This window comes from Streptomyces sp. NRRL F-5755 (assembly GCF_001279365.1).
In the GTDB taxonomy this organism is placed as follows: domain Bacteria; phylum Actinomycetota; class Actinomycetes; order Streptomycetales; family Streptomycetaceae; genus Streptomyces; species Streptomyces rimosus.
The window spans coordinates 20,694-45,449 of sequence record NZ_LGCW01000014.1; the positions used below are offsets into that span (position 1 = coordinate 20,694).

At 72.0% G+C, this 24,756-nt stretch carries 18 protein-coding genes; 8 read left to right on the forward strand and 10 right to left on the reverse strand.

The features are described 5' to 3' along the window. Positions 1 to 43 precede the first annotated feature (43 nt). The 3 genes from ADK86_RS02960 to ADK86_RS02970 are packed head-to-tail and all read right to left on the reverse strand — an operon-like array spanning position 44 to position 2,906. Positions 44 to 1,261 carry a beta-ketoacyl-[acyl-carrier-protein] synthase family protein gene (locus ADK86_RS02960; RefSeq protein ID WP_053695119.1) on the reverse strand — a complete coding sequence of 406 codons (1,218 nt, stop codon included), beginning with the start codon at positions 1,259 to 1,261 and terminating at the stop codon, positions 44 to 46. Further along, a complete protein-coding gene (locus ADK86_RS02965; protein WP_053695120.1) occupies positions 1,258 to 1,545 on the reverse strand; it encodes an acyl carrier protein in 288 nt (95 codons plus the stop codon). Before ADK86_RS02965 ends, ADK86_RS02960 begins: the two co-directional genes overlap by 4 nt. Further along, positions 1,542 to 2,906 (reverse strand): cytochrome P450, encoded by a 1,365-nt coding sequence (locus tag ADK86_RS02970; RefSeq protein ID WP_053695121.1) that lies wholly within the window; start codon positions 2,904 to 2,906, stop codon positions 1,542 to 1,544. Before ADK86_RS02970 ends, ADK86_RS02965 begins: the two co-directional genes overlap by 4 nt. A gap of 97 nt (positions 2,907 to 3,003) precedes the next feature. On the opposite strand from ADK86_RS02970, the gene ADK86_RS42035 reads away from it, so the two are divergent. The 3 genes from ADK86_RS42035 (at position 3,004) to ADK86_RS02980 (ending at position 7,324) form a co-directional block, all read left to right on the forward strand. Then, positions 3,004 to 3,450 (forward strand): acyl-CoA thioesterase, encoded by a 447-nt coding sequence (locus ADK86_RS42035; protein WP_053695122.1) that lies wholly within the window; start codon positions 3,004 to 3,006, stop codon positions 3,448 to 3,450. 373 nt (positions 3,451 to 3,823) lie between these two features. Further along, on the forward strand, positions 3,824 to 3,925 hold the full coding sequence (locus tag ADK86_RS44125) for a DUF6234 family protein (RefSeq protein WP_234345675.1): 102 nt from the start codon (positions 3,824 to 3,826) through the stop codon (positions 3,923 to 3,925). 177 nt (positions 3,926 to 4,102) lie between these two features. Continuing rightward, entirely contained in the window at positions 4,103 to 7,324 is a 3,222-nt protein-coding gene (locus ADK86_RS02980) for an ATP-binding protein (RefSeq protein ID WP_078951741.1), read from the forward strand. A gap of 87 nt (positions 7,325 to 7,411) precedes the next feature. Here the strand turns inward: ADK86_RS02980 and ADK86_RS02985 are convergent, their stop codons facing one another. After that, complete coding sequence (locus tag ADK86_RS02985; protein WP_053695123.1) at positions 7,412 to 8,992, reverse strand: hypothetical protein; 1,581 nt, start codon at positions 8,990 to 8,992, stop codon at positions 7,412 to 7,414. 233 nt (positions 8,993 to 9,225) lie between these two features. Between ADK86_RS02985 and ADK86_RS02990 the strand changes: the two genes are divergently transcribed. Further along, positions 9,226 to 10,866 carry a carboxylesterase/lipase family protein gene (locus ADK86_RS02990; RefSeq protein ID WP_053695124.1) on the forward strand — a complete coding sequence of 547 codons (1,641 nt, stop codon included), beginning with the start codon at positions 9,226 to 9,228 and terminating at the stop codon, positions 10,864 to 10,866. 18 nt (positions 10,867 to 10,884) lie between these two features. Here ADK86_RS02990 and ADK86_RS02995 read toward each other — a convergent pair whose 3' ends face one another. From ADK86_RS02995 to ADK86_RS03010, 4 genes are read right to left on the reverse strand one after another with little or no spacing between them, the layout of a single operon-like run. Then, complete coding sequence (locus ADK86_RS02995; protein ID WP_053695125.1) at positions 10,885 to 11,637, reverse strand: glycosyltransferase; 753 nt, start codon at positions 11,635 to 11,637, stop codon at positions 10,885 to 10,887. Next, the gene (locus ADK86_RS03000; protein WP_078951742.1) at positions 11,634 to 12,290 is read right to left on the reverse strand and encodes an SAM-dependent methyltransferase; all 657 of its coding nucleotides are present in this window, start codon (positions 12,288 to 12,290) and stop codon (positions 11,634 to 11,636) included. The genes ADK86_RS02995 and ADK86_RS03000 overlap by 4 nt, the downstream gene beginning before the upstream one ends. Next, the gene (locus ADK86_RS03005; RefSeq protein WP_053695127.1) at positions 12,287 to 13,036 is read right to left on the reverse strand and encodes a PIG-L deacetylase family protein; all 750 of its coding nucleotides are present in this window, start codon (positions 13,034 to 13,036) and stop codon (positions 12,287 to 12,289) included. The genes ADK86_RS03000 and ADK86_RS03005 overlap by 4 nt, the downstream gene beginning before the upstream one ends. Continuing rightward, positions 13,033 to 14,091: an acyl-CoA dehydrogenase family protein gene (locus ADK86_RS03010; protein ID WP_053695188.1), complete on the reverse strand. Its 1,059-nt coding sequence runs from the start codon at positions 14,089 to 14,091 to the stop codon at positions 13,033 to 13,035. Before ADK86_RS03010 ends, ADK86_RS03005 begins: the two co-directional genes overlap by 4 nt. A gap of 403 nt (positions 14,092 to 14,494) precedes the next feature. On the opposite strand from ADK86_RS03010, the gene ADK86_RS03015 reads away from it, so the two are divergent. The 4 genes from ADK86_RS03015 (at position 14,495) to ADK86_RS03030 (ending at position 23,234) form a co-directional block, all read left to right on the forward strand. Next, positions 14,495 to 15,133 carry an SRPBCC family protein gene (locus ADK86_RS03015; RefSeq protein ID WP_053695128.1) on the forward strand — a complete coding sequence of 213 codons (639 nt, stop codon included), beginning with the start codon at positions 14,495 to 14,497 and terminating at the stop codon, positions 15,131 to 15,133. A gap of 394 nt (positions 15,134 to 15,527) precedes the next feature. Further along, the gene (locus tag ADK86_RS03020; protein WP_053695129.1) at positions 15,528 to 19,817 is read left to right on the forward strand and encodes a HAMP domain-containing protein; all 4,290 of its coding nucleotides are present in this window, start codon (positions 15,528 to 15,530) and stop codon (positions 19,815 to 19,817) included. Positions 19,818 to 19,899: 82 nt separating this feature from the next. Continuing rightward, positions 19,900 to 22,404 (forward strand): SpoIIE family protein phosphatase, encoded by a 2,505-nt coding sequence (locus tag ADK86_RS03025; RefSeq protein ID WP_053695130.1) that lies wholly within the window; start codon positions 19,900 to 19,902, stop codon positions 22,402 to 22,404. Beyond that, positions 22,401 to 23,234, forward strand: coding sequence for an alpha/beta hydrolase (locus tag ADK86_RS03030; RefSeq protein ID WP_053695131.1), 834 nt, complete (start codon positions 22,401 to 22,403; stop codon positions 23,232 to 23,234). The genes ADK86_RS03025 and ADK86_RS03030 overlap by 4 nt, the downstream gene beginning before the upstream one ends. A 31-nt stretch (positions 23,235 to 23,265) precedes the next feature. Here ADK86_RS03030 and ADK86_RS03035 read toward each other — a convergent pair whose 3' ends face one another. Together ADK86_RS03035 and ADK86_RS03040 are read right to left on the reverse strand one after the other, a co-directional pair. Continuing rightward, positions 23,266 to 23,991: a class I SAM-dependent methyltransferase gene (locus ADK86_RS03035; protein WP_053695132.1), complete on the reverse strand. Its 726-nt coding sequence runs from the start codon at positions 23,989 to 23,991 to the stop codon at positions 23,266 to 23,268. Positions 23,992 to 24,024: 33 nt separating this feature from the next. Beyond that, positions 24,025 to 24,606, reverse strand: a complete 582-nt coding sequence (locus tag ADK86_RS03040) for a hypothetical protein (protein WP_053695133.1) — start codon at positions 24,604 to 24,606, stop codon at positions 24,025 to 24,027. Positions 24,607 to 24,756 lie beyond the last annotated feature (150 nt).

The window sequence follows — 24,756 nt, forward strand, 5'->3', positions numbered from 1 at the left end:
TTGGGAAGTCTCCTTGGGTGGACGGCGAGGCCGAACGGACCGGTCAGGCCCGGGTGAGGACCAGCACGGCGTTCTGCCCGCCGAACCCGAAGGAATTGCTCAGCACCGCTTCCACGCCGTGCGGGCGGGGCGTACCGGCCACGATGTCGAGGTCGATACGCGGGTCGGGGCGCGTGAAGTTCGCCACCGGCGGGATCAGCTGGTGCTGCAAGGTCAGCACGCTGCACGCGGCCTCGATGGCGCCGGCGGCGCCGATCCCGTGGCCCAGGCAGCCCTTGTTCGCGGTGACCGGCGGGGGCCGGTCGAAGACGCGGCTCAGGGTGCGGGCCTCGAACAGGTCGTTGAAGTCGGTGGAGGAACCGTGGGCGTTGACGTGGTCGATGTCGCCGGTCCGCAGGCCGGCCTCGGCGAGCGCGGCGTCGATGGCGGCCGCGGCGCCCTTGCCCTGCGGGTCGGGCGTGGTGGGGTGGTGGGCGTCGGCGGAAGCGCCGTAGCCCGCGAGCCAGGCTCGTACTCCGGCCCGGCGGGTCCGGGCGTGCCCGGCCTTCTCCAGTACGAGAACCGCCGCCCCCTCCCCCAGCACGAACCCGTCCCGGTCCGCGTCGAAGGGCCGGGAGGCGCGTTCGGGATCCTGGCACCGCCGGGACAGCACCGACATCCGGGAGAAGCACAGGGCCACCATCTCCGACGCCCTGGGGGCCTCGGCCCCGCCGGCCAGCACCACATCGCAGCGGTCGGCGGCCAGCAGGTCCTTGGCCACGCCCAGAGCGCTGGCCCCCGAGGCGCACGCGGTGGAGACGGCCAGGTTGGGACCGGTCACCCCGAGGTCCAGGGCGACCTCTCCGGCGGCCATGTTGGGGATGGAACGCGGCAGCGCCAGCGGGGAGACGGCACGCAGCCGCCCCTGGAGCAGCTTCTCGGTCTCGCCGGGCCAGTGCTCCATGCTGGAGGCGCCGACCCCCAGCACGACGCCGATCCGGCGGCGGTCCCACCGCTCCGGCGTCAGCCCGGCATCGGCGACCGCCATCCGGGCGGCCACCACCGCCAGCTGGATGAAGCGGTTCGTACGCCACGCGATGCTCTTCGCATCGGCCGGACCGAAGCCGGGCACCCGGCAGGAGAAGTCGACCGGCATGCCCTTGAGGGCGGGGTCGGACGCCGCGGTGGACCGGCCCTGGCACAGGCGCTCCCACAGCGCCCGGTCCCCGGAGCCGGCCGGGGTGAGCACTCCCATGCCCGTCACGGCCACGGGCTCGCTCATGACGGCGTTCCCCCGGTGGACCGGGTGGGCCGGTGCTCGTCGGGCAGGGCACGTTCGAGTACGGCGCAGATGTCGGCGAGCGTGGACGTGGTGCCCAGCCGGCTCGCGGCCGTTTCGGGCAGCTCGGCGCCGTGTTCGTCCTCGTAACGCACCACCAGTTCCATCAGCGCCAGGGAGTCCAGCCCCAGCGCTTCGATCGTGGACTCGGGCATGGCGGCCGCACGGTCGATGCCGAAAGCCTGCTCCAGCTCGCTGACCAGGTACGGGAAGAGGCGGCTGGTCATGTGACGCTCCTTTGCGCGTGGGGGATGGGGCACGACGGCCCGGCGTACGCGGCCGCGCCGCCGGCCGGAGGGTGCGGGGGCCGGTCCGCGGGCCGGTGCGGCCAGGTGGCCGGCAGGCTGCGCAGGCTGCGCAGGCTGCGTACGACGACGTCTTCGCTGTACGTACGGGGCGCGTCGCGCGGTCTGGGCGGGCAGGCGGCCAGAACAGCCAGCGCGCTGTGGGCGGTCAGCCGGGCCAGGGCCGCCCCCAGGCAGAAATGCGCGCCCGCTCCGAACGCCAAATGCCGTGCTGCCGAGCGGCCTTGAACGGCCGGGGTGATATAGCGGCGGGGCCGGAAGGTGTGCAGGCTGTCGAAGATGTCCGGGTCCCGGTTGGCCGCCGGCAGCAGGGGCAGCACGATCGTGCCGCGGGCCACCGACAGCCCGCCCAGGACCGCGTCGCGCACCGCGGCGCGAGGAGCGATCTGCACGGAGGAGTGCAGACGCAGCACCTCCTCCACGACCGCGCCCACCGTCTGCGGATCCCGGGCCAGCGCCCACCCCTGCCCGGACGGTGCGCCACCCAGTTCCGCCACCGCGTGCGACAGCAGGCTGACCGTGGTGTCGTATCCGGCGCTCAGCAGCAGACTGCACGTGGTGACCAGCCCACGGATGTCGGCCGGGCTGCCGTCCGGCCGGCGCGACAAGGCGTCCAGCAGGTCGTCCCGGGGCACCCGGTGCCGCGTCCCGGCCTGGCGGCGCACCTGCGCCCGGCGACGGAAGAACCGTACGAAGCGGAACCGCGCCTGGGCTACGGCCCGTTCGTCCATGGCGCGGGCCTGCTGGTCCAGTCCGCGGACGACCAGCCGGGCGTCGCGGTGGAAGGCGGGGCGGTCCTCGGGCGGCACTCCCAGTACGTCGCTGATGACCGACATCGCCGGCGGCTCGGCGAAATCCGCCACGAAATCCCCCGGCCGGCCCGCGTGCTCCCGAACGAGAGCGGTGCTGTAATACCCGACGTTCTCGGCCAGGGCCCGTACTCGCCGTGCGGTGAAATGCCGGGCGACCTGGCCGCGCAGCCGGGTGTGCCCCGGCGCGTCCAGTTGAAGAATAGACCGGGCCGACAGCCCCAGCAGGGTTGTCCCGTACAGTTCGCGGGCGCCGTGACCGAACCGCGTATCGCGCAGCACCTCGGCGCATGCGGTGTAACCGAGAACGGCCAGGGCGCCGCCGGGCAGCCGGTGCACGGATTTCTCGCGTATCCCGGGCGTCAGACACCGGTAAGGGTCGGCCAGAAAGGCGGGGTCATCGACGTCCGCACCGAGAAACCGCGCCAGTTCCCCCACCGCCAGGCGGATCGGCTCATCGGCGTGTGCAGCCACAAATCCTCCCTTGGTCGCGCTCGGCGGGGATGGTCTTCCCGCACCGCGGGTAGCTTCCGGCAGCCGGCACCGGGCCGACGGGAAAAGGAAAACGTCCATGAACGCGTTCCTGCACGGGGTCACCGTCCGCTGGTCCGACATGAACGCCTGCGCAATCGTCGGCGACGCGGCCATCGCCTCCTCCATCGAAGAAGCACGCGGCGCGCTGGTCAGGGAACTCGCACGCCATGCCATTCCGAAAGCAGGCCCAGCGCCCTCGTCGGCCTACCTGACCCTGCGCCGGCACATCGACTGTCACCGGCCTCTTCACTGGCAGGCCGAACCGCTGATCATCTCCCTTCGCGTGCTACGGATCAGACCGTCCGCCGTGGAACTGCACGCCCTCGCCGGCTGCGCGGACACACCGTTCGCCGAAGCACACGTACTGTCCGCCTGCTGGAACACCACGCGCCACAGGCCCCATCTGATCGATTCCACACAGCGAGCCGTGCTGACGGATTACCCGACGAACCCGAACTCTCCAGGCGGGGAAACCGCCGACTGAGCCGGGGCGCCAGCCGGAACGTCGGTGCGAGCAAGGGAATGAGCCGTGGCTCGATCGCTGTTTCCGGTCTCGGGGCGGAACGCCCCTACCATGAGGAAGCATTTCCACTTTGCACGTCACCATGACATTCCCGGAAACACACACCCCAACGAGCCACCCGTAGAACAGGGAGCCGAAGGGTCCCGGGAAGCCGGGCGCCGCCGCAATGTGCGACGAATAGGATCAGCGCGACCGGCGGCGCATCGCGTACAGTTCACGGCGCGCACGGGACATGCAAGGAGTACGCATAACTCCGGCCTCCCGGGGGCCCCGTCCAGGTCACCATGACCCTGTCGCGCACGGCGTCGACTGAGCACACACCCCTCATCTGCTCCTGCCCGCGCAGCACGGGTACGACCGTGCCCACCCGGGCCCCGCGCCCACGCCCGACCCCGATTGCACGCCCTGCTACAGCGGCAGCGGAAGGTGCCACTGAGGAGCCGGGCGCGGCCCCGTTGCACCCGGGAAGGTGACATCGGCACGTAACGCCACGCGGCCTTCCGTCCCGGGGCTATCAAGGCGGCGAGGGCGCACCCGGCCGCGGACCGCCGTACCGCTGACGCGGCGTGCGGCCGGGCGTGGAGGTACCGCGAGCCCACTCCCGGGAGGACGAATGGACACCGCGCTGATCGGGCGGGAGCACAGCGTACGGATGCTGCGGTCCCGGCTGGAGCGGGCGCGCGCCAGTCACGGCGGGCTGGTGCTGGTCACGGGCGAGGCGGGCATCGGCAAGACGTCCCTGGTGCGCAGCGCGGTGGACGAGGAGCGGGAGCGCGGCGGCATGCTGGTGGTCCGCGGAACCTGCTGGGACTCCGACAGCACACCCGGTTTCTGGCCGTGGACGCAGGCCGTACGGAGCTTGCGGCGCGGCGCGGCCGCCGGGGAGTGGGAGGAGGCGGCGACGGCCGCCGGAGGAGCGCTCTCCGTCCTGCTGGGTGACGGCACGGGCACCGGGGAAGCGCTGCGCTTCGAGCTGTTCGACGCGGTGACGACCCTGCTGACCGTTCTGTCGCAGCGCCGCCCGGTGACCGTGGTGCTGGAGGACCTGCACTGGGCGGACGCCGCGTCGCTGAGCCTGCTGGAGTTCACGGCGCAGCACACCTGGTTCGAGCGGCTGCTGGTGATCGGGACGTACCGCGACGTGGAGGTGCAGCGGCCCGACCACCCCCTGCGGCCGTTGCTGCCGCGACTGGCGGCGAAGGCCACCACGCTCGCACTGACCGGCCTGACCCCGCCGCAGGTCGCGGAGCTGGTCGCGCGTACGGTCGGGGCCCGCCCGGACGCGGACATGACCGCGGGAATGTTCGCACGCACCGGCGGCAATCCGTACTTCGTGGAGGAGACGGCCCGCCTGTGGTCCGCCGGCCAGCCCGTGGCCGCGGTCGCGCCCGGGGTCCGCGCCGTGGTGCACCGGCGGCTGGCGCTGCTCGGCCAACCGGCCGTTCGGCTGCTCGGCGCCGCCGCCGTGCTGGGCCGCCGGTTCGAACGGCGGACGCTGGCCCGTACGGCCGGAACGCCGGACCCCCTCGCCACCGGCCTCCTCGGGGAGGCGGTCGCGGCCGGACTGCTGGAGCCGTCGGCGGCCGAGGCGTACGTCTTCACCCACGACCTGGTGCGGGAGACCCTGTACGACGGGCTGGCGGAGGACCGGCTCCGCCACCTGCACGCCGCCGCCGTACGCGCCCTGCGGGACACCGCCGGCGCCGGGGACCGGGCGCGGCCGACCGACCTGGCCCGGCACGCGTACTTCGCCGGCCCGGACCTCGACGCCGACGAGGCGGTGGACATCCTGGTGGCCGCGGCGCGGCACGCGGTGAGCAGGCTGGCCAGTGAGGAGGCCGTGACGCACTACCGGCGCGCGCTGGAACGGCTCGGGACCGGCGATCCACGCCGCCACGTGCTGCTCGCCCTGGACCTCGGCGCCGAACTCCAGCTCCTCGGCGAACACGAACGCTCCTGGCTGGTGTACGAGGACGCCGCCGCGCTGGCGTCCGGTACGGGCGACGCCGGACTCGTGGGCCGGGTGGCGCTCACGCTGCACCACGCGGACGGCCGGGGTGACGGTACGGGGCTCAAGACCCGGGCGCTGCGCGAGGCACACCGCGCGCTGGTCCCCGGGCCTCGCCCCGCGGCCGACGAGTCCGGCGCGCCCGACGCGGACCCGGTGGACGCCCGTGACGCGGACCCTGTGGACGCCCCCGACGCGGGCCCGGTGGACGAGGTGGCCCGTCGCGTCGTGGCAGCGGCCCGCGCCGCCGGGGACGACGACGCCCTGCACCTGGGGCTGTGGGCCCGCCTGCACGCGGTGTGGGCACCCGGCACGGCCGCCCAGCGGGTCCGCGTGGCCGGGGAGCTGATGGAGGTGTCCCGCCGCCGGGCCGATGTGTGGATGGAGCATCTGGCGGCGTCGATGCGGTGGGTCGCCCTGCTGGAACTGGACGATCCCGGGTTCCTGCGGCAGTTCTCCGACATGGTGGCCGGAGCGGACGCCTGTGGACTGCCCCGTACCAGCATGATCTCGGTCATCGACCGCAGCGTCGTGTACGCGTTCATGGGCCGCTTCTCCGAGGCCGACGACCTGCTCGCGCAGACGCTGGCCCTCAGCGGCACCCACGCCAACTACTACCGATACTTTATCGGCCACCACCGCTGGGCACTGGCCCTCCTCCAGGGCCGCTTCCCGGAGGCGGAGCAGGCTCACCGCGCGATGCGGGGACAGGACCACCTGTACACCCAAGTACTGGCAGGCATCACCGCGTTGGAACAGGGCACCGCCTCTCACGGCCCGGCACCATGGTCCGAGGGCGGCCCATCCGACGACAGCGTGCTGGAACGCGGCATCGCTCCCCTGCGGGTCCGGCTCCAGGCGCAGAGCGCGGCGGCGTCCCGGGACCCGGCGCGCTGCGAGCAGGCACACGCGGTACTGGAGCCGTACCGGGGGCAGTGGCTGGTCTCCTTGTTCGGCTGGGACATCAGCGGCCCGGCAGCCCTGTGGTCGGGCCTGCTGCACGCTGCTGAGGAGCGGTGGGAAGCAGCGGTACGGGACCTCACCGCCGCCGGGCGGTCCGCCGACCGGCTGCACGCCCGCCCCTGGTCGGTACGTGCCCGTACGGAACTGGCCCGCGCCTTGCTCGCCCGCGCAGGCCCCGACGACACGAACCGGGCCACCACGCTCCTGCGCGACACGGAAGCGGAGGCCCGCGAACTGGGCATGACGCACATCGTGGAACGCGCCCGGTGCCTCCTGCCCTCCCCCGCCCCGCCCCCGCACCCCCAAGTCGGCCACGCAGAGCGGGAGTTCGTACGCAACGGTGCTGTGTGGCGCCTGCGTTACGCGGGCCGCACCGTCCACGTACCCGACGCCAAAGGACTCGCCGACCTGCACACGCTGCTCGGCCGTCCCGGCCAGGAGGTCCCGGCCGTACGTCTGCTGTACCCGGACAGCGCGCCACTGGCAGCGGCAGCGGGCGCCCTCGGAAGTGACATGGTCCTGGACGAGGAGGCGAAGACCCGCTACAGACAGCGTCTGGAACTGCTCGACGAGGAGATCGACAGGGCAGCCGTACGCGGCGACGGCCATACGGCCGCGGAGTACGAGCGCGAACGCGAAGCCCTGCTCGCCGAACTCCGCAAGGCCGCCGGACTGGCCGGGCGCTCCCGCCGCCTGGGCGACGAGACCGACCGCGCCCGCAAGAACGTCACGGCCCGCATCCGGGACACCCTGCGCCGCCTGAGAGAGCACCACCCCGAACTCGCCTCCCACCTCCAGGCAGCCGTGTCGACCGGCGCGATGTGCCGCTACGCGCCGGACCGCGAGGTGCGGTGGCGCTTGTGACTCTCGCTACCCCGCCCCCGTGCGCTCCGGACGGTCGCCCCACACCCCCGTTCCACGCGGGGCGGCCGTCCGGAGGTCTGCCGGCGTCTATGCCGACGCCGGGGAGGAGGCCGGGGAGGCGATCTCGGCCTCGGGCGGGTCGTCGGCCAGATCGCCTTCCATGTCGGCCCAGGTGTCGTTCCAGGCGTATCCCTGCTCGGGCCCGCGCTGCCACGTATGCGTGACACGGCCGTCCGGGCCGCGGCCGAAGGCGGAGAGCGTGCCGTGCAGGTTGAGGACCACGGCCGGGTCATTGGTGAGACGCCCGTGGAGGGGCGTCCAGGCGGACCAGGGCCCGCCGGTGCCGGTCTGCCAACGGTGGTGCAGAGCATCGTCCGTACCGCGCGCGAACAGCACCATGCCACCGTCACGACCCACCAGAACCGTGGGCCGACCTCGAACCGCACCCTCCATATCGGCCCACGTCACATTCCAGGCATACCCCTGCTCCGGCCCACGTTGCCACGTATGCGTGACTCGACCCTCCGGATCACGGGCGAACACCGACAACGCGCCATTCGGACTCAGCACCACCGCCGGATCACTGACCAGACGGCCGTTCAACGGAGTCCAGGCGGACCACGGACCACCGGTGCCGGTCTGCCAGCGGTGGTGGAGGGCGTCATCCGTACCGCGTGCGAACAGCACCATGCCGCCGTCGCGACCGACCAGAACGGTGGGCCGCCCCCGAACCGCCCCCTCCATATCGGCCCACGTCTCATTCCAGGCGTACCCCCGCTCGGGCCCGTGCTGCCATGTATGCGTAACCCGCCCCTCCGGATCACGGGCGAACACCGACAACGCGCCATTCGGACTCAGCACCACCGCCGGGTCACCGGCCAGCCGCCCGCCCAGGGAAACCCACTCGGGCGCCCACTCCCCCGCCTCCGACTGCCACGTGTGCCACAACGCACCATCGTCACCGCGAACAAAGACGGCAAGCTTGCCGTACCGGCCGACCAAGCCCCATGGCCGCCCCACCGCACGCCCCGCGGGACGCCCCAGCCCAGTCCAAGCCGACCACGCCCCGCCAGGCGCGTTCTGCCAGCGATGGGTGATCCCACCGGACCCGTCGACCCCGAAGAGCACCATCCCGGAACCGGTGTCCACCACCGACGGCACCCCCACGCTCACCCGTGGATTCGTCCGGGGAGCCGCGTCCGTCCACCAGGTGGTTTCCTTGCGGGCGCCGGGCCAGGAGAAGCTGAAGTGGATGTGGTTGGTGTGCGGGTTGCCGCCCCGGTACGGCTGCCAGCCGGCGTCGGGGCGGTTCGCCATCCAGATGCGGCGGTTCCAGATCATGTACATGATGCCGAAGCGGCGGGCCAGTGCGTGGCGGTTGCCGTGCCGGTCGGTGGCGTGCAGCCAGTTGATCAGGTCGTCCGCCAGCTGGGACTGGCCGTTGACCTCGACGCCCCAGTCCCAGGCCCGGCCCTCCTTGTGTTCGCTCTGGCCGCCGCTGCCGCAGGGCCGGCTGATGCCGAGGTCCCGGGTGTCCCGGTAGGCGGCGAGGACCAGGTCGCGGAAGCCGGTCACGCCGGGCTTGGCCGCGGGGTCGCAGTCGCGCTGCGGGTCGTACGGCGCGTACGGGTCGATGCGCGGTCCGAAGTCGGGTGCGGTCGGTGCCATGGGGCCTCCCCGGGCCTGGCCGCCTCCCGTGAGGCGGCTCTGTCCATGGGGCGCGTGCCGCGAACTGGCAGATGCCAGAAGCGATCGCGCGCCTCCGGGAGAAACGGCGTTTCGGCCGAAGGCGTGTGCGACGTGCAGCCCAAAAGGGTGGCCGCTTGGAAGACGGCCGGGGCGCACGTATCCGCGGGGTCGCCGTCGCCGTTGCCGTGTCGTCGGCGAGAGGAGAGCGGGGCATGAAGATGCGGAGAGGGCTGAGGAGGCTGGCCGGTGCCGCGGTGGCGGTGGTGTTCCTGAGTGCGGGCGCCGCCGCCTCGGCAGTGCCCGGCGGGGTACGGCCGGGTGACGGTTCGGCGGCGGAACGGGTGACCGTACGGACCGATGCCGGTCTCGTGCGCGGCGTACGGTCCGCGCGGCACCGGATCTTCCAGGGCATCCCGTATGCCGGTGCACCCAAGGGGGCGTACCGGTGGGCGGCTCCGCGGCCGGTGCGGCCGTGGAAGGGAGTCAGGGACGCTTCCAAGCCGGGAGCGCTGTGCCCGCAGGTGCCGTCGCAGTACGCGCAGGTGTCCAGCGAGGAGGAGGACTGCCTGTTCCTGAACGTCACCGCGCCCGCCGCCGCACGGCACCGCCCCGCCCCCGTACTGGTGTGGATCCACGGTGACGGTTCGGTCGGCGCGGGCAGCTTCTTCGACGCGCGGCGGCTCGCCGATCGCGGCGTGGTGGTCGTCACCGTCAACTACCGGCTCGGGATCTTCGGCGGCTTCGCCCACCCGGGCCTGAAGGGGTCGGGGACCTTCGGACTCCAGGACCAGCAGGCCGCGTTGCGCTGGGTACGGCGCAACGCGGCGGCGTTCGACGGTGACGCGGCGAACGTGACCGTGGCGGGCTCCTCGTTCGGCGCCGCGGCCATCACAGGACACCTCACCTCACCCGGGGCGCGCGGCCTGTTCGACCGGGCCGTCCTGTCGAGCGGCGAGGGCATGATGGACCTGCCGGCCTGGACGATGGGCCCGGACGTGCCCGGATATCCGTGGTTCGTCTGGCGTACGGCACGGGAGACCGAGGACATCAGCGCGGAGATGACCTCGTCACTGGGGTGTGCGGCGCCCGACCCGGCACGGACGCTGCGGTGCCTGCGTGCCCTGCCGGTCAAGAGGATCCTCAAGGTCCCGTACATCATGAACGCCTTCCAGGTCATGGCCCACGGCAACGAGACGCTGCCGCGGCTTCCGGCCAGGGCTTTGCACGAGGGGCGCTTCCACCGTGTGCCGGTGCTTTCGGGAGCGACACTCGACGAACACCGTACGTTCGTGGGCATGCTGTACGACGCCGTCGGCAAGCCGTTCACCAGCGACGACTACGGCCGTGCGCTCACGAAGGCGTTCGGCAGGCGCGCAGACGCGGTACGCGCGCGGTACCCGCTGACGCGGTTCCCGTCCCCGGCCATCGCCTGGTCGGCCGTCGTCACCGACCGGATGTGGGCCCGGGGCATCCACGCGCAGCATGTGGCGCTCTCGCGCTACGTGCCGACGTACGCCTACGAGTTCGCCGACCGGAACGCGCCCATGTACCTCCCGCTGCCCGGCCGCTTCGACTTCGGCGCCTACCACGCAGGAGACACGCCCTACGTGTTCGAGGAGCCGGAGGTGAGCAAGCGCTTCACCGCTGCGCAGCGGTGGCTGTCGGACACCATGACGGACCAGTGGGCCGCCTTCGCCCGCACCGGCACACCCAACGGGCCCCGCCTGCCGGTCTGGCGTCCGTACCGGACCGCGGACCCGCGTCCGTACACCCAGTCGCTGGCACCGGACCGGATCGCCCCGGTCGACTACGCCCGTGAGCACGCCCTGGGCTTCTGGCGCCGGTTTCCGTGAGGGGCCGGTCGCGTCCGCTCAGCGGAGCTGTCCGGTGGTGGACGCGAGGGCCAGATCCTGGAGGTACGTCCCGAAGCCGTGGGTGGCGCGGGGGTCCGTACGGCCGGAGGTCAGGACGGGGCAGCGGTCCGTTCTGAGGATGCGGGCGCCGATGCGTTCCAGTGCGGCCGCCAGCGCGTGGTCCTCGCTGTGCGGCAGCGCGGGGAACCCTCGTACGCGGAGGTAGGCGTCGGCGGCGACCCCCAGGTTGGCGCCGTGGACGTGCGGGTGGTCCCAGGCGCGGTCGCGGGCGGGCCGCCCGGCGAAGTACAGCGAGTGGTGCCGCTGTGCGACCGCCGCGCTCAAGGTGGGGTGCGGGGCGATCCGTATGGTGCCGAGCACGCAGTCCCACCCGGCGGCAGCCTGCTCGACCTGGTGGGTCAGCCACGCGGCGGGTACGAGCGTGTCGGCGTCGGTGGTGGCGATCCAGGCCCGGCCGGCGGCGGGTCCGAGCAGGTCGAGGCCCTGCGCGACGGCGGCGGCCCGGGCCGCGCCGACGTTGCGCCGCGCCAGTTCCACGACGTGCGCGCCGTGCCGGCGGGCCTGCGCCGCGGTGCCGTCGGAGCAGGCGTCGGCGGCGACCACCGTCACCACCCGTACCCGCCGCGCCAGCAGTTCCGGCTGCCGGGCGGCCGTGTGCAGGGACCGGAGCGCGGCGGGCAGCGCCGCCTCCTCGTTGTGCGCGGGAACGGCGACCACCAGGGCCGCCGGTGCGGTGACCGGACCGTTCACACCAGCCCCTCGGCTGCCGCGGGCGCGGGGGCGGCGCTGCCGTCCGGCAGGCGCCGGGTGAACACGTGCAGCATGAAGTCGGCGTCGTTGAGCTGTGTGACGGGCGCGAGTTCGTCCACGGCGGTGAGCAGCGGGGCGAGCTGTGTGCCGGTACGGAGGTGGTCCTCGGCCGGGTGGTCCCAGTGCACGGTCACGAGGGTGCCGCCGGGTTCCAGGCAGGCCACGGTCCGCTGCAGGATCTCGCGCAGTGTGGCGTCGTCGAAGTAGTACAGCAGCTCGGAGAGCACGATCAGGTCAAACGTTTCTTCAGGCCACTCGTCCGGTATCGCCATGGTCCGGACCTCGACGTGCGGCCGGTCGCGGTTGCGGCGGGCGGCCGCTTCGGCGGCGGCCGGCACCCGGTCGGCGGCCAGCACCTCGTCGCAGCGCTCGGCCAGCAGCCCGGTCAGGACACCGACGGAACAGCCCGGCTCGAACGCCCGGCGGTAGCGGCGGCGGGGCAGCGCGGCGACAGTCAGGGCGTACTTGCGCTGCTCGTACCACCGGCCCGCCAGGTCCCAGGGGTCGGCCGAACCGGCGTACATGGTGGTGAAGTAGGACGGGGGTGTGGGTACGGAGCGGTCCGTACCCGGGATGGACCGGTTCATCGTCATGTGAAGACCACCTCGAAAGGGCGCGTGTGGTGGGCGAGTTCGGCGGGCGGCAGGATCACCGTGTCGTCGCCGGGGCCGAGGGGCGCGAGCTGGCTGGCGAAGCGGCGGATCGCCGCCTCCTTGCGCGTCCGCGCCGGCCGGGACAGCGGCAGCCGTCGGGCGGCGGACCACGGGACGCGCGGGTCCCCCGGTGACGCCCAGTGCCACATCCACACCGGGTAGTGCCAGCAGGGCGTGCCGGTCTCCCGCGCGGCGACGGCCGCGGCCCGCCCCGCCGCCTCATGGTCGGCGTGCAGATCGCCCGTCCACGGCGCGACGCACAGCGCGGCGCCGGTCTCCCGCAGCACCGCGGCGATCTCCCGTTCCAGCCGCGCCTCGTGGGCATCGACACCGGTGTCGGGGATGCGCAGCCGGTACGTACGGTGCTCGCGCAGCCCGAGTTCGCCGAGCGCACGCTCCAGTTCGGCCGCACGCAGCGCGGCGATCCGCTCCGCCGCCAGGTGCGGGTGCGACCCCTCGCCGTCGGTGACGGTCACGAGCCGGACCTCGCCGCTGAGCTGCGCCATCGTGCCGCCGAAGCCCAGGACCTCGTCGTCGGGGTGGGCGGCGACCACCACGACGGGCCCGGACGGCGGCCGTACGGCGGGCAGCCGCGCCAGTTGTGCCCAGGCGGCCCACCGTTCCTCCGGCGTGCCGGGCGCCTCGATGGCCTCGGCGGCCGCCGCGCGGTCGAACTCACCGATCACCGCTTCGGCCCCGCATCCGATCGCGCTTCCGCCCCCACCACCGGATTCACTCCCGGTTCCACTTCCGGACCCGCCTTCTGCCCCACCAGCGCGCCCAGTTCCGCGAGGTTGCGTTCGGCGTGGTGCTGCCGGATGTACACCGTCAGGTCGACGGCATGGCGGGCATGGCGCGGGTCGTGGCACAGCGGTCCGGCGCCGGTCGCCCGCCCGACCCGGTCCAGTACGTCGCTGCAGGCCCGCTCCGCGATCGCCCGTACCCGCAGGCTGCGCAGCCGCGCGGCGCCCGAGCGGTCCAGCGGATCGGCGTCGATGGCCCGCGCCGCCTCCCACAGCGCGGTTTCCGCGGCGTACAGCGCCACGTCCACCGCGCCCAGGTGCGCGGCGGTCAGCGGGTCCTCCGTACGGGCACCGGCCTGAAGGGTGTCGGCGACCGCCCGCGCCCCGCCGAGCCAGCAGGCGGCGACGCCGATGCCGCCGTGCTGGAATCCCGGCCGGTCCAGGTAGGCCCCCACCTCGCCGACCGGCCGGGCCGGGACCTCCGTGAAGCGCACGTCCGGGGTGTCGCTGCCCGCCATGCCGATGGCCTGCCAAGTCCCTTCGAGCGGCGCGTATCCAGGGTGATCGGTGCGTACGGCGAACAGCCTGCGGCCCTCCTCGGTGTCCGCCGTGACCAGGCCGTGGGTGCAGGAGTGCGCCCCCGAGCAGTACGCCTTGCGGCCCTCCAGGAGCCACCCGTCACCGTCTTGGTGCGCCTGGAGCCCGGTGCCGGGCGGCTGCGCGGCCCAGACGCCCCAGCGCTCACCCGGACCGGGCGGGGCCTCCCCCAGCTCGCACAGAATGGCCGTGGCGTCGGCATGGCCTTCCGCCAGCCTGGCGAGCGACAGGTCGGCGCGCCCCAGCGCGTACAGGGCGGCGAAACGGTCCCGCGTACGCCCGGCTCCCGGCAGCGGCAGATCACGCGCCTCGGTGTCCGCCCAGGTGGCGAACCGGTCCGCCACCGACCGCCGAAGCTCCTCGGCGTCCGGGACGCGTCTCGTCTCCACTCCCACACTCATGTCACGTCCCACCTTCCGCACGGCCGTGACCGGCACTCGCATCCATGAATCCCACGGCCCGCACCTCGCCGTCGGACCGGCTCGATCCGAATACCCCGCAGTGGATCTCTTATACGGCGATCTTGTCGGGCCCGGCCCCGGAGCCGTGAGCACGGGACACCCCTGGGTTCCGGCCTCTTGCCCTCCCACCCCGGATGGCTATAGCTTCTAACTTACGGAATAGGTTCTACCTCGGTGCGGAGTGCGCACCACGCGTCCGCCCCAGCGCACACCCCTCCGCCCCCTTCGAACGAAGGAATGCCATGACCACCACCGACACCTCACGCCTCACCCCCACCTCTCGGCGCCCCTGACGGCCCGTCACACCCACCACACCCAACCGAGCACCCACAAGGAGACCGCCATGCCCGGCATCCGCAGAAGCAGCACCCGCGCCGCCCTGTTCACCCTCCCGCTCGTCATCGGCCTCCTCGGCACTGCCGCCGCGCCCGCCGGAGCCACGCCTCACCACCCCGGCACGTCCCTCACCTGCCGCGGGAAGGGCGTCGATCCCGGCGCCCTCATCCGCCAGAAAACCGAAACCGTGATCCACGCGCCGCTGCACACCATTTGGAAGCTCCAGACCGATGTGGAGCGCTGGCCGTCCTGGCAGTCTCCTGTCGGGACCGCGAAGCGCCTCGATCACGGCCCCTTGCGGAAGGGCTCGGTCTTCCGGTGGACGACTCCGGCGCCCGCCACTCCCACGACTCCCGCCACCACCCTGGAGATCACCTCGACCGTCGAGCAGCTCAGGCACAACTCCTGCATCCGCTGGACCGGTCCCGCGATCGGTGACGGGCTGCGCATCGACAGGGGCGTCCACGTGTGGAACTTCACCAAGGTCGCCGGCGGCGTCCGCGTGAGCACCGAGGAGACCCATCGCGGCGCCCAGGTCGAATCGAATGTCCCCCTCGCCGAGGAGATCCTCCGCAGGGGCCTCGAACAGTGGCTGAGCGACCTCAAGGCCGCCGCCGAGTCCCGCGCCCACGGCCGGACGTACTGAGCCACGACACGTTCGGCGGCCACGGCGGCGGTCCGAGACGTCGGGGGCGCGGCGCACTCCCCCATCGCGCCCTTCAGCCGTACGACGTTGGGCGTCCAATATTTCAGCCCTCAATCAGGGGCGGACCGCAAGCAGTTGCAGTCATCGCCGTACGGCACCCCCGCGCCCGTATACCTCCCCGGAGGCCGACGAGGTCCCCGACACAACAGACGGAACACCATAAGTGGGGATCTTCATTTCTTCCGGTGACGCCTCGGGGTAGCCTTTCACGAATTTGCCGTACGGCAAGGTCATGAGGTGTCGGCGCGGGGCACGGGTGTGCGCCTTCGGTGGCGGGAACCATAGCGCCGCCGAGCCTTGCGCTGGCAGTCTGGTCAGGGGAACGAGGTTGGTCATGGCTGCTGGAACGGCGGGCGAGAAGGCGCGACCGGTGGCGCGGGCGGCGCGCACCGAGGTGAAGGTCGGGGAGCCGGAGCTGCGCCAGCTGCTCGCCGGGCTCACCGCCGTACGCGACGGGAACTTCGGGACCCGTCTGCCGGACGACGCCGACGGGCTGCTCGGGGAGATCGCGACCGTCTTCAACGGCATGGTCGACCAGCTGTCCCTGTTCACCTCGGAAGTGACCCGGGTGGCGCGCGAGGTCGGCAGCGAAGGCCGGCTCGGCGGCCAGGCGCAGGTGCCGGGCGTCTCGGGCACCTGGGCGGATCTGACCGACTCGGTGAACGCCATGGCCGGCAACCTCACCTCCCAGGTGCGCGACATCGCGCAGGTGGCCACCGCCGTCGCGAAGGGCGATCTCTCACAGAAGATCGACGTCGATGCCCAGGGCGAGATCCTGGAGTTGAAGAACACCGTCAACACGATGGTGGACCAGCTGTCCGCCTTCGCCGACGAAGTCACCCGCGTGGCGCGCGAGGTCGGCAGCGAAGGGCGGCTGGGCGGGCAGGCGCAGGTGCCCGGAGTGGGCGGAACCTGGCGCGACCTGACCGACTCCGTCAACTTCATGGCCGGGAACCTCACCTCGCAGGTACGCAATATCGCGCAGGTCACCACCGCGGTCGCCAAGGGCGACCTGTCGCAGAAGATCACCGTGGACGCCCGGGGCGAGATCCTGGAGCTGAAGACCACGGTGAACACGATGGTGGACCAGCTGTCCGCCTTCGCCGACGAAGTCACCCGCGTCGCCCGCGAGGTCGGCACCGAGGGGCGGCTCGGCGGGCAGGCGCAGGTGCCCGGAGTGGGCGGAACCTGGCGCGACCTGACCGACTCCGTCAACTTCATGGCCGGGAATCTGACGTCGCAGGTGCGCTCCATCGCGGCGGTCGCCACCTCGGTGGCCCAGGGCGACCTGTCGCAGAAGATCACGGTGGATGCCCGCGGCGAGATCCTGGAGCTGAAGAACACCATCAACACGATGGTCGGCCAGCTCTCGGCCTTCGCCGACGAGGTCACGCGCGTCGCCCGCGAGGTCGGCACCGAGGGCAACCTCGGCGGCCAGGCCACCGTACGGGGCGTGTCGGGCACCTGGAAGGACCTGACCGACAACGTCAACGTGATGGCCTCCAACCTGACCGGCCAGGTGCGTTCCATCGCCCAGGTGGCCGCGGCGGTCGCCAAGGGCGATCTCTCGCAGAAGATCACGGTCGAGGCGAAGGGCGAGGTGGCCGCGCTCGCCGGTGTGATCAACACGATGGTCGACACGCTCTCCGCGTTCGCCGACGAGGTCACGCGCGTCGCCCGCGAGGTCGGCACCGAGGGCATGCTCGGCGGCCAGGCCCGCGTACCGAACGTGGCCGGTACGTGGAAGGATCTGACCGACAACGTCAACTCGATGGCCAACAACCTGACCGGTCAGGTGCGCAACATCGCCCAGGTCACCACCGCGGTCGCCAACGGTGACCTGTCGAAGAAGATCGACGTCGATGCCCGGGGCGAGATCCTGGAACTCAAGACCACCATCAACACCATGGTCGACCAGCTCTCCTCGTTCGCCTCCGAGGTCACCCGGGTGGCCCGCGAGGTCGGCAGCGAAGGACGGCTCGGCGGCCAGGCCGAGGTCGAGGGCGTATCGGGCACCTGGAAGCGGCTGACCGAGAACGTCAACGAGCTGGCCGGCAACCTCACCCGGCAGGTACGGGCCATCGCCGGGGTGACCAGCGCGGTCGCCGAGGGCGATCTGACCCGGTCCATCACGGTGGACGCCTCCGGCGAGGTCGCGGAGCTCAAGGACAACATCAACTCCATGGTGCGGTCCCTGCGCGAGACCACCCGGGCCAACCAGGAGCAGGACTGGCTCAAGAGCAACCTGGCCCGCATCTCCGGACTGATGCAGGGCCACCGGGACCTCGCGGTCGTCGCCGAGCTGGTCATGGACGAGCTGACGCCGCTCGTCTCGGCCCAGTACGGCGCCTTCTACCTGGCCGAGGAGACCGAGCGCGGCACCGTACTGAGGCTCGTCGGCGCGTACGGCCGTCCCCCCGGCAGCACCGCGCCCGACCGGTTCGGGCTGGGCGAGTCGCTGGTCGGCCAGGCCGCGCGCAGCCGCCGTACGATCGTCGCGGACGGCGTGCCGGGCGACTACATCAGCATCTCCAGCGGCCTGGGCCGGACGGCGCCGGGCAGCCTGATCGTGCTGCCGATCATCGTGGAGGACCAGGTCCTCGGCATCATCGAGCTGGCGTCCTTCACCTCCTTCACCCCCGTGCACCGGGACTTCCTCGAACAGCTCATGGAGATGGTGGGCGTCAACGTCAACACCATCGTCGCCAACGCGCGTACCGACGAGCTGCTGGAGGAGTCGCAGCGCCTGGCCGGGGAGCTGCAAGCGCGCTCCGGGGAGCTGACGCGGCAGCAGGAGGAACTCCAGCGCTCCAACGAGGAGCTGGAGGAGAAGGCCGAGCTGCTCGCCTCCCAGAACCGCGACATCGAGACCAAGAACCTGGAGATCGAGCAGGCGCGGCAGGAGCTGGAGGACCGGGCGCGGCAGCTGGCGCTGGCGTCGAAGTACAAGTCGGAGTTCCTGGCCAACATGAGCCACGAGCTGCGCACTCCGCTCAACAGCCTGCTCATCCTGGCGCAGCTGCTCGCGCAGAACCCGACCCGCAACCTCACGCCCAAGCAGGTGGAGTACGCGGGCATCATCCACTCCGCGGGCTCCGATCTGCTCCAGCTCATCAACGACATCCTCGACCTGTCGAAGGTCGAGGCGGGCAAGATGGACATCAATCCGGAGCGGGTGGCGCTGCGGCAGCTCCTGGACTACGTCGAGGCGACGTTCCGGCCGATGACGACCCAGAAGAGCCTCGACTTCACGATCAGTGCCGCGCCCGGCGTCCCGGTGGACCTGCTGACCGACGACGCCCGGTTGCGTCAGATCCTGCGCAACCTCCTGTCCAACGCGGTCAAGTTCACCGAGGAGGGCAGCGTCGAGCTGCGGATCGAGCCCGCCGCCGACAGTGAACTGCCCGATACGGTGCGCCGCGGCGGCCCCGTCGTCGCCTTCCGCGTCAAGGACACCGGTATCGGCATCCCGGAGCAGCAGCTCGCGGTGATCTTCGGGGCGTTCCAGCAGGCGGACGGCACCACCAGCCGCAAGTACGGGGGCACCGGCCTCGGCCTGTCCATCAGCCGCGAGATCGCCCACCTCCTGGGCGGCGCGGTGACGGCCCAGAGCACACCGGGGCTGGGCAGCGCCTTCACCCTGTATCTGCCCGTGGCCCGCGCCGACTTCCAGAAGCAGGCCGGGCCGGCGGCCGTCGAGGCACCGGCAGGCGAGTGGGGTACGGGGCGCGAGAGCCGGCCGCATCCCCCCGCCGCCGAGCCCGCGCCGCCGCGCCGGCTGCTGGTGATCGAGGAGCGTCCCCGCGGGCTGCTCTCCCACGTGGCCGAGAGCGCGGTCGCCGAGCTGGCCGGGGGCGGCCAGGACCTGGGCGACCGGCCGGAGACCATCGAGGTCGTCTCCGCGGTCGGCGCCCAGGAGGCCGCCGGAGCGCTGGCCGCCGAGCCCTTCCACTGCGTGGTCCTGGACCTGGACATGGCAGGCGGCGAGGCCCTGCGGTTCCTGGAGGCGATGGACGGCGACGCCGCCGTACGCACCGTCGCCGTCCTCGCCCACAACAGCAGGCGTCTGGAGGCGGAGCAGGAACGCACCCTGCAAGCACGTGCCCGTACCCAGCCGCTGGAGATCCTCTCCAGCCTGGACGAACTGCGTGAACGCATCGCCTTGCACCTGTCCGCCGAGCAGCCCGGTGACGTGCTGCCGCTGGTACGCCCGGAGGAGCCGCAGGCCCCGCGGCCCGTCGACGACAGCCTCAGCGGCCGCACCGTCCTGGTCGTGGACGACGACGCCCGCAACCTGTACGCGCTCAGCGGCATCCTGGAACTGCACGGCATCCACGTCCGGCACGCGGAGAACGGCCGGGAGGGAATCCAGGCGCTCACCGAACACCCGGACATCGACCTCATCCTGATGGACGTGATGATGCCCGAGATGGACGGCTACGCCGCGACCGCGGAGATCCGGCGGATGCCGAAACACGCCGGGCTGCCCATCATCGCGGTCACGGCCAAGGCCATGCCCGGGGACCGGGAGAAGAGCCTCGCCTCCGGAGCCAGCGACTACGTCACCAAGCCGGTGGACACCGACGACCTGATCGCCTGCGTCCGCCGGTGGCTGGCCTCCTGAGGGGACGTGCCCGGTCGGCCGGGCACGTCGTCCGGGCCCCGCGCACGCGCCGCACTCACCGCATCGAGGAATCGACACGATCATGAGCCCTTTCGAGCACGTCGGAGCCCCGTCAGGGGACGACGGGTCGCCGGCGTCCGAGGACGGGGCGGGCCAGGGCCCGTCCGTACCGGGCAGCCTGCCCGCGCCGGCCGGGCCGGAGCGCGGCCCTGGCCCCACCGGCGCCCGGCCGGACCGGATGTCCGCCGTCGGCCGGCTGGCCGCCACGGTCGCGCGCCTGCGCAGCGAGGTCCAGGCGGCGCATGCGGCGGCCGACGGGCGTGCGCTGATCGAACTCGCCAAGGGCATCATGGTCGAACGGCTGCGCTGCGGGCCGGCCCAGGCGACGCGGCAGCTGGCCGAACTCGCGGAGAAGGCCGCGGTCTCCCAGCTGGAGCTGGCCGTGGACATCATCAACCAGGCGGCCCGCGACCGGGTGGCGGAGGTCGCCGGCGACTTCCTGCACCGCACCCGTACCGAGCCCGCCGGGACGGGCCCGGCCGACGCGGCGGGCGCAACCGTCGGAGTGCGCTTGCGTACGGCCGAGAGCGCGGCCCTGGCCGCCGGTGACGCGCAAGCCGTGGCCGACTCGCTCCTTCAGCACGCGCTGACTCCGCTCGGTGCCACGGCCGTCGCCATCTGGACCGCGGGCTCGGACACGTCCCTCACCCTGGCCGGTCACGCGGGTTTTCCCGCCGACGAGGCGGTGCGCTGGCGGTACGTGCCTCCCGGCGTGGTCACCGTCGCCCGCCAGGCGCTGACCGAGCGCGACACCGTACGGTTCGCCTCCCTGTCCGAGACGGGCATCCCCTCGATCGGCCGCACTCACCACCCGCACGGCGGCCGCGTGGCGCTCCCCGCCGGCACCGGCGGCCGTATCCACGGCGTGCTGGAGATCTGCTGGCAGCAGCCGCTGCCCCCGCAGCCGCCCGTGATCATGCGTCAGATAGAGGCTTTGGCGGAACTGTGCGCCCACGCCCTCGAAACCACCCCCGCCGTGTACGGGCACGGCCCCGCCCCCGCCCAGCGCGTCCCCGCCGTGGCCGAACTGGTGGACCTGGCAGACGGACTCCACGACCCCGCCCTCGTCCTCACCCCCCACCTCGGGCCCGACGGCGAGCTGACCGACTTCCGCATCCACCACGTCAACGGCCGCTTCATGGACCCGGCGGGCCGCCCCCGCAGCACCGTGGGCGGTGCCCTCCTCCTGGAGGCGTACCCGATGGCCGCCGACGAGAGCGACCTCTTCGACAAGGTCCAGCGCGTCTACGCCACCGGAGAGCCCTTCCGCGCCCAGCGGATGACCCTGACCGCCCTGGTGGACCAGGTGCCCCTGGCCGCCGTCGCCGACATCAGCGTCAGCCGCCACGGGGACAGCGTGCTGCTCATCTGGCGCATCGAGGACGAGACCGCCCGGCTCGCCAGCCTGCTCCAGCACGCCCAGCGCCTCGGCCGTATCGGCGGCTTCGAGGAGAACCTGCTGACGGACGAGATCACCTGGAACGGGCAGCTCTTCGCCCTGTACGGACGGCCGCCCACCGGCACGCCCGTCTCGCTGCGCGAACTGGCCGCCCACGCGCACCCGGACGACGGCATCGCCATCGGCCGCTTCCTGCGCGCCGTGCTGCACCACCAGCGCTCCGCCTCGGCCGCCTTCCGTCTCCAGCGCCCCGACGGCGTCACCCGGCACATCCGGGTGATCGCGGAGCCCGTACACGACGCCGAGGGCAGCCTCCTCGCCGTGCGCGGCGCCTACCAGGACATCTCCGCCCAGCACTGGACCGAGGTGGCGCTCGCCGCCACCCGCGACCAGCTCGCCCACACCGAACAGGAATCCGCCGAGCGCAACCGTCTCGCGCTGCAACTCCAGCAGGCCATCATGCCGCCGACCCGGGGCCCGATCGCCGCGCCCGGCCTCCAGATAGCCGTGCGCTACCGGCCCGCGGAAACCGAGTCCCTGGTGGGCGGCGACTGGTACGACGCGGTCGTCCTGCCGTCCCGGCGCGTGCTGCTCTGCGTCGGCGACATCGCGGGCCACGGCATCGAGGCGGCCACCGGCATGGTGGTCCTGCGCAACGCGCTGCGCGGCCTCGCCATCACCGGAGCCGGCCCGGCGCAGCTGCTGTCCTGGCTGAACATCGTGGCGCACCACCTGACCGACCAGGTCACCGCCACGGCCGTCTGCGGCCTGTACGACCCCGGGACCCGCACCCTGCGCTGGGCCAGAGCCGGCCATCTCCCACCGGTCCTGGTCCGCGGCCGTGAAGCGACCCGGCTGCCCCTGGTCGGCGGCCTGCTCCTGGGAGCCGTCGCCCAAGCGACCTACGAGGAGGCCGAACTCCAGCTGGAGGCGGACGACACCCTCCTGATGTACACGGACGGCCTGGTCGAACGCCGCGACACCGCCATCCACGACTCCCTGGCCCAGCTGCTCGCCACCGCACAGTCCCCCGCGCCCACGCTGGAACACCGGCTCGATCAACTGCTGACGCACAGCAAGTCGGACACGGACGACGACACGTGCCTGGTGGGGATTCAGGTGGTGTGAGGCGGTGGGCCGCGGGTCTTGGTCAGGCTGGGTCGCGGGCCCACTCCGACGCCCCGACCGTCGTCTTCGAGGCGGGCGCCGCCGCCACCCGTTCGTCCTGGGCCCTGGTGCAGCCCACGGTGGGCACCTGGACACGCGCCATCGTCTACGACCGCGCCGGACTCGGCCGCAGCCCCGCCGACCCCGCCTCCCGCACGATGCGCCGCATGGCGGACGACCTGCAGGACCTGCTCGACCACTTCGGCCCCGGCCCGTACGTACTCGTCGGGCACAGCGCGGGCGGCCCGCTGGTACGCCTCGCCGCGGCCGGACGTCTGGACCGGATCCGCGGCCTGGTATTGGTCGACCCGACCGACGAGGGCGCGGACCTGCTGTTCGGCCCACTGTTCCGGCGGGCCGAGCGTACGTCCATCGCGATCAACCTCCTGCTGGCCCGGCTACGTCTGCTCGGCCTCGTCCACCGATCCGCAGCCGCACCGCTGCCCGAAGACGCGCGCCGCGACATGCAGCGCGACGGATTCACCGCCGACCTGATCAAAACCCAGCGCGCCCAGGCCCGCACTTTCCTCGACGAACTTGCCGCATTCCGCAGCACCCCACCCGAACTGGGCGAGGTGCCCATCACCCTCATCTCCGGCGCCCTCCCCGGCAACGGCATGACCAAGTCCACCCGCCGTGCCGCCAACGACTCCCACGCCCGCAGCGCAGCCAAATCCGCACAGGGCAAGCACGTCATCGCTCCCCGGTCGGGGCATCACGTACGACTCACCGACCCGGAATTGATAGCCGAAGAGATCCGCCTGATCGCTGTTGGGACACATCGTTCGTGAACTGAGCCGTGTGCCCCATAACTTATCGGACCTAGGGGCGTCGCGCGAGGAAGACGAATTCCTTCCCCGGCCGGTCCAGCGCATCACGAATGTCGTCCACCACGAATCCTTGCTCCGCCAAGTCCGTCTCGATCTCCGACCGCTCACGAAACCGCAACGTCGACTCCGAGGTCAGGACCTGCCCATCCGCAGCGAACACATAACTCCAACGGAACGCGACCAGCGGCAGGCTCACCTCCACCAGTTGCACCCAGCTCTCGACGCGACCGACACCGGGAATGTCCGTCACCTTGTAGGAGGATTCCCGGTTCCACTCGTCCCAGGCGCGCTTGGCAGGGTCCCGAGACTCGAACACCAGGTACCCGCCGGGCCGCAGGGATTCAAACGCCGTGCGAAGGGTCCTCCGCCACATCCACGGATCGCTGATTGCCTGGGCGACGTTCGCCGTCATCGTCACGAGATCAACACGAAGCGGCGGCAGGGCCGTCGCATCACCACATATCCAGTGCACGCGGTCAGCGCCGGGTTTGGCGCGGGCCACATCGATGGAGGCCCGGGCAGGGTCGATCCCGATGACCTCAACCCCACGCTCGGCCAACAGCAGCGCGAACACGCCTGTCCCACATCCGATGTCCAGCACTCGACTGGCGCCGAACTCCACCGCCAACCGGACGTACGGATCGAGGTCACCTCGGTCCGGGGCGAGCGGATCGTAGATCGCGGCGAGCCGTGGATGCCCGAAGCATTCGTCAGTCATGGGGCCGAAGATACGGGGAGCCGGCCCCGGGGGCTACTCCGTCACGACCGCGCGCTGGGGAGAGCCATAGCGTTTCCTGTTTCCTGCCACGCTCTCGGCGCTCACCGATGAATAGATGGCGCGCACGTCTCCCACGCAGTCGGCGCTGCGTGGGTATTTCTGCCATTCCTCACGGGACCGGAACACCATCACGGATACCTGTGAAGCAGGCTGCCAGTGCTGGGTGAACGCCGGCGCGTTGGCGTCCGGAACGTATTCCAGGGGGACGCCGCGCTTGCCCAGCAGCCGCTCCAGTTTGTCGAACCGCAGATGGCGGTCGAAGCGGCCGTACCTCTCGCGAATGGCCTCGTTGACTACGCTGCCGCCGTGGCGCGCCAGCTGATGCACGCCCAGCGTGAAGTGGTGCCCCTCCCACGGGTGGTCCGGTGAATCCCGTAGCCAGAAGAACTCGACCATTCCATAGTCACGGGACATGCTGTGGTCGTCGAAGGAGTTCTCGGCGAAGTCGGAACCCAGGATCTCGGTGACCCGGTCGGGGTTGTCCGTCGGCCTGGCTCCGAGCACGGTTCCTGAGGTCACCACGTCCATGTAGAACGCGAGGGAATACGGGGTCAAGTGGTCGCTCCAGCCCACGAACGATACGGCAAACCGGCCTCTCGGAAACGGTCCAGCAGGCAACGCTACACCGCTGAACACCCCCGCGTTGGCTCGAACTCGTCCACGCATCCACCCCGAAGCATGCCAACCTGACAGCACCCCACGCGC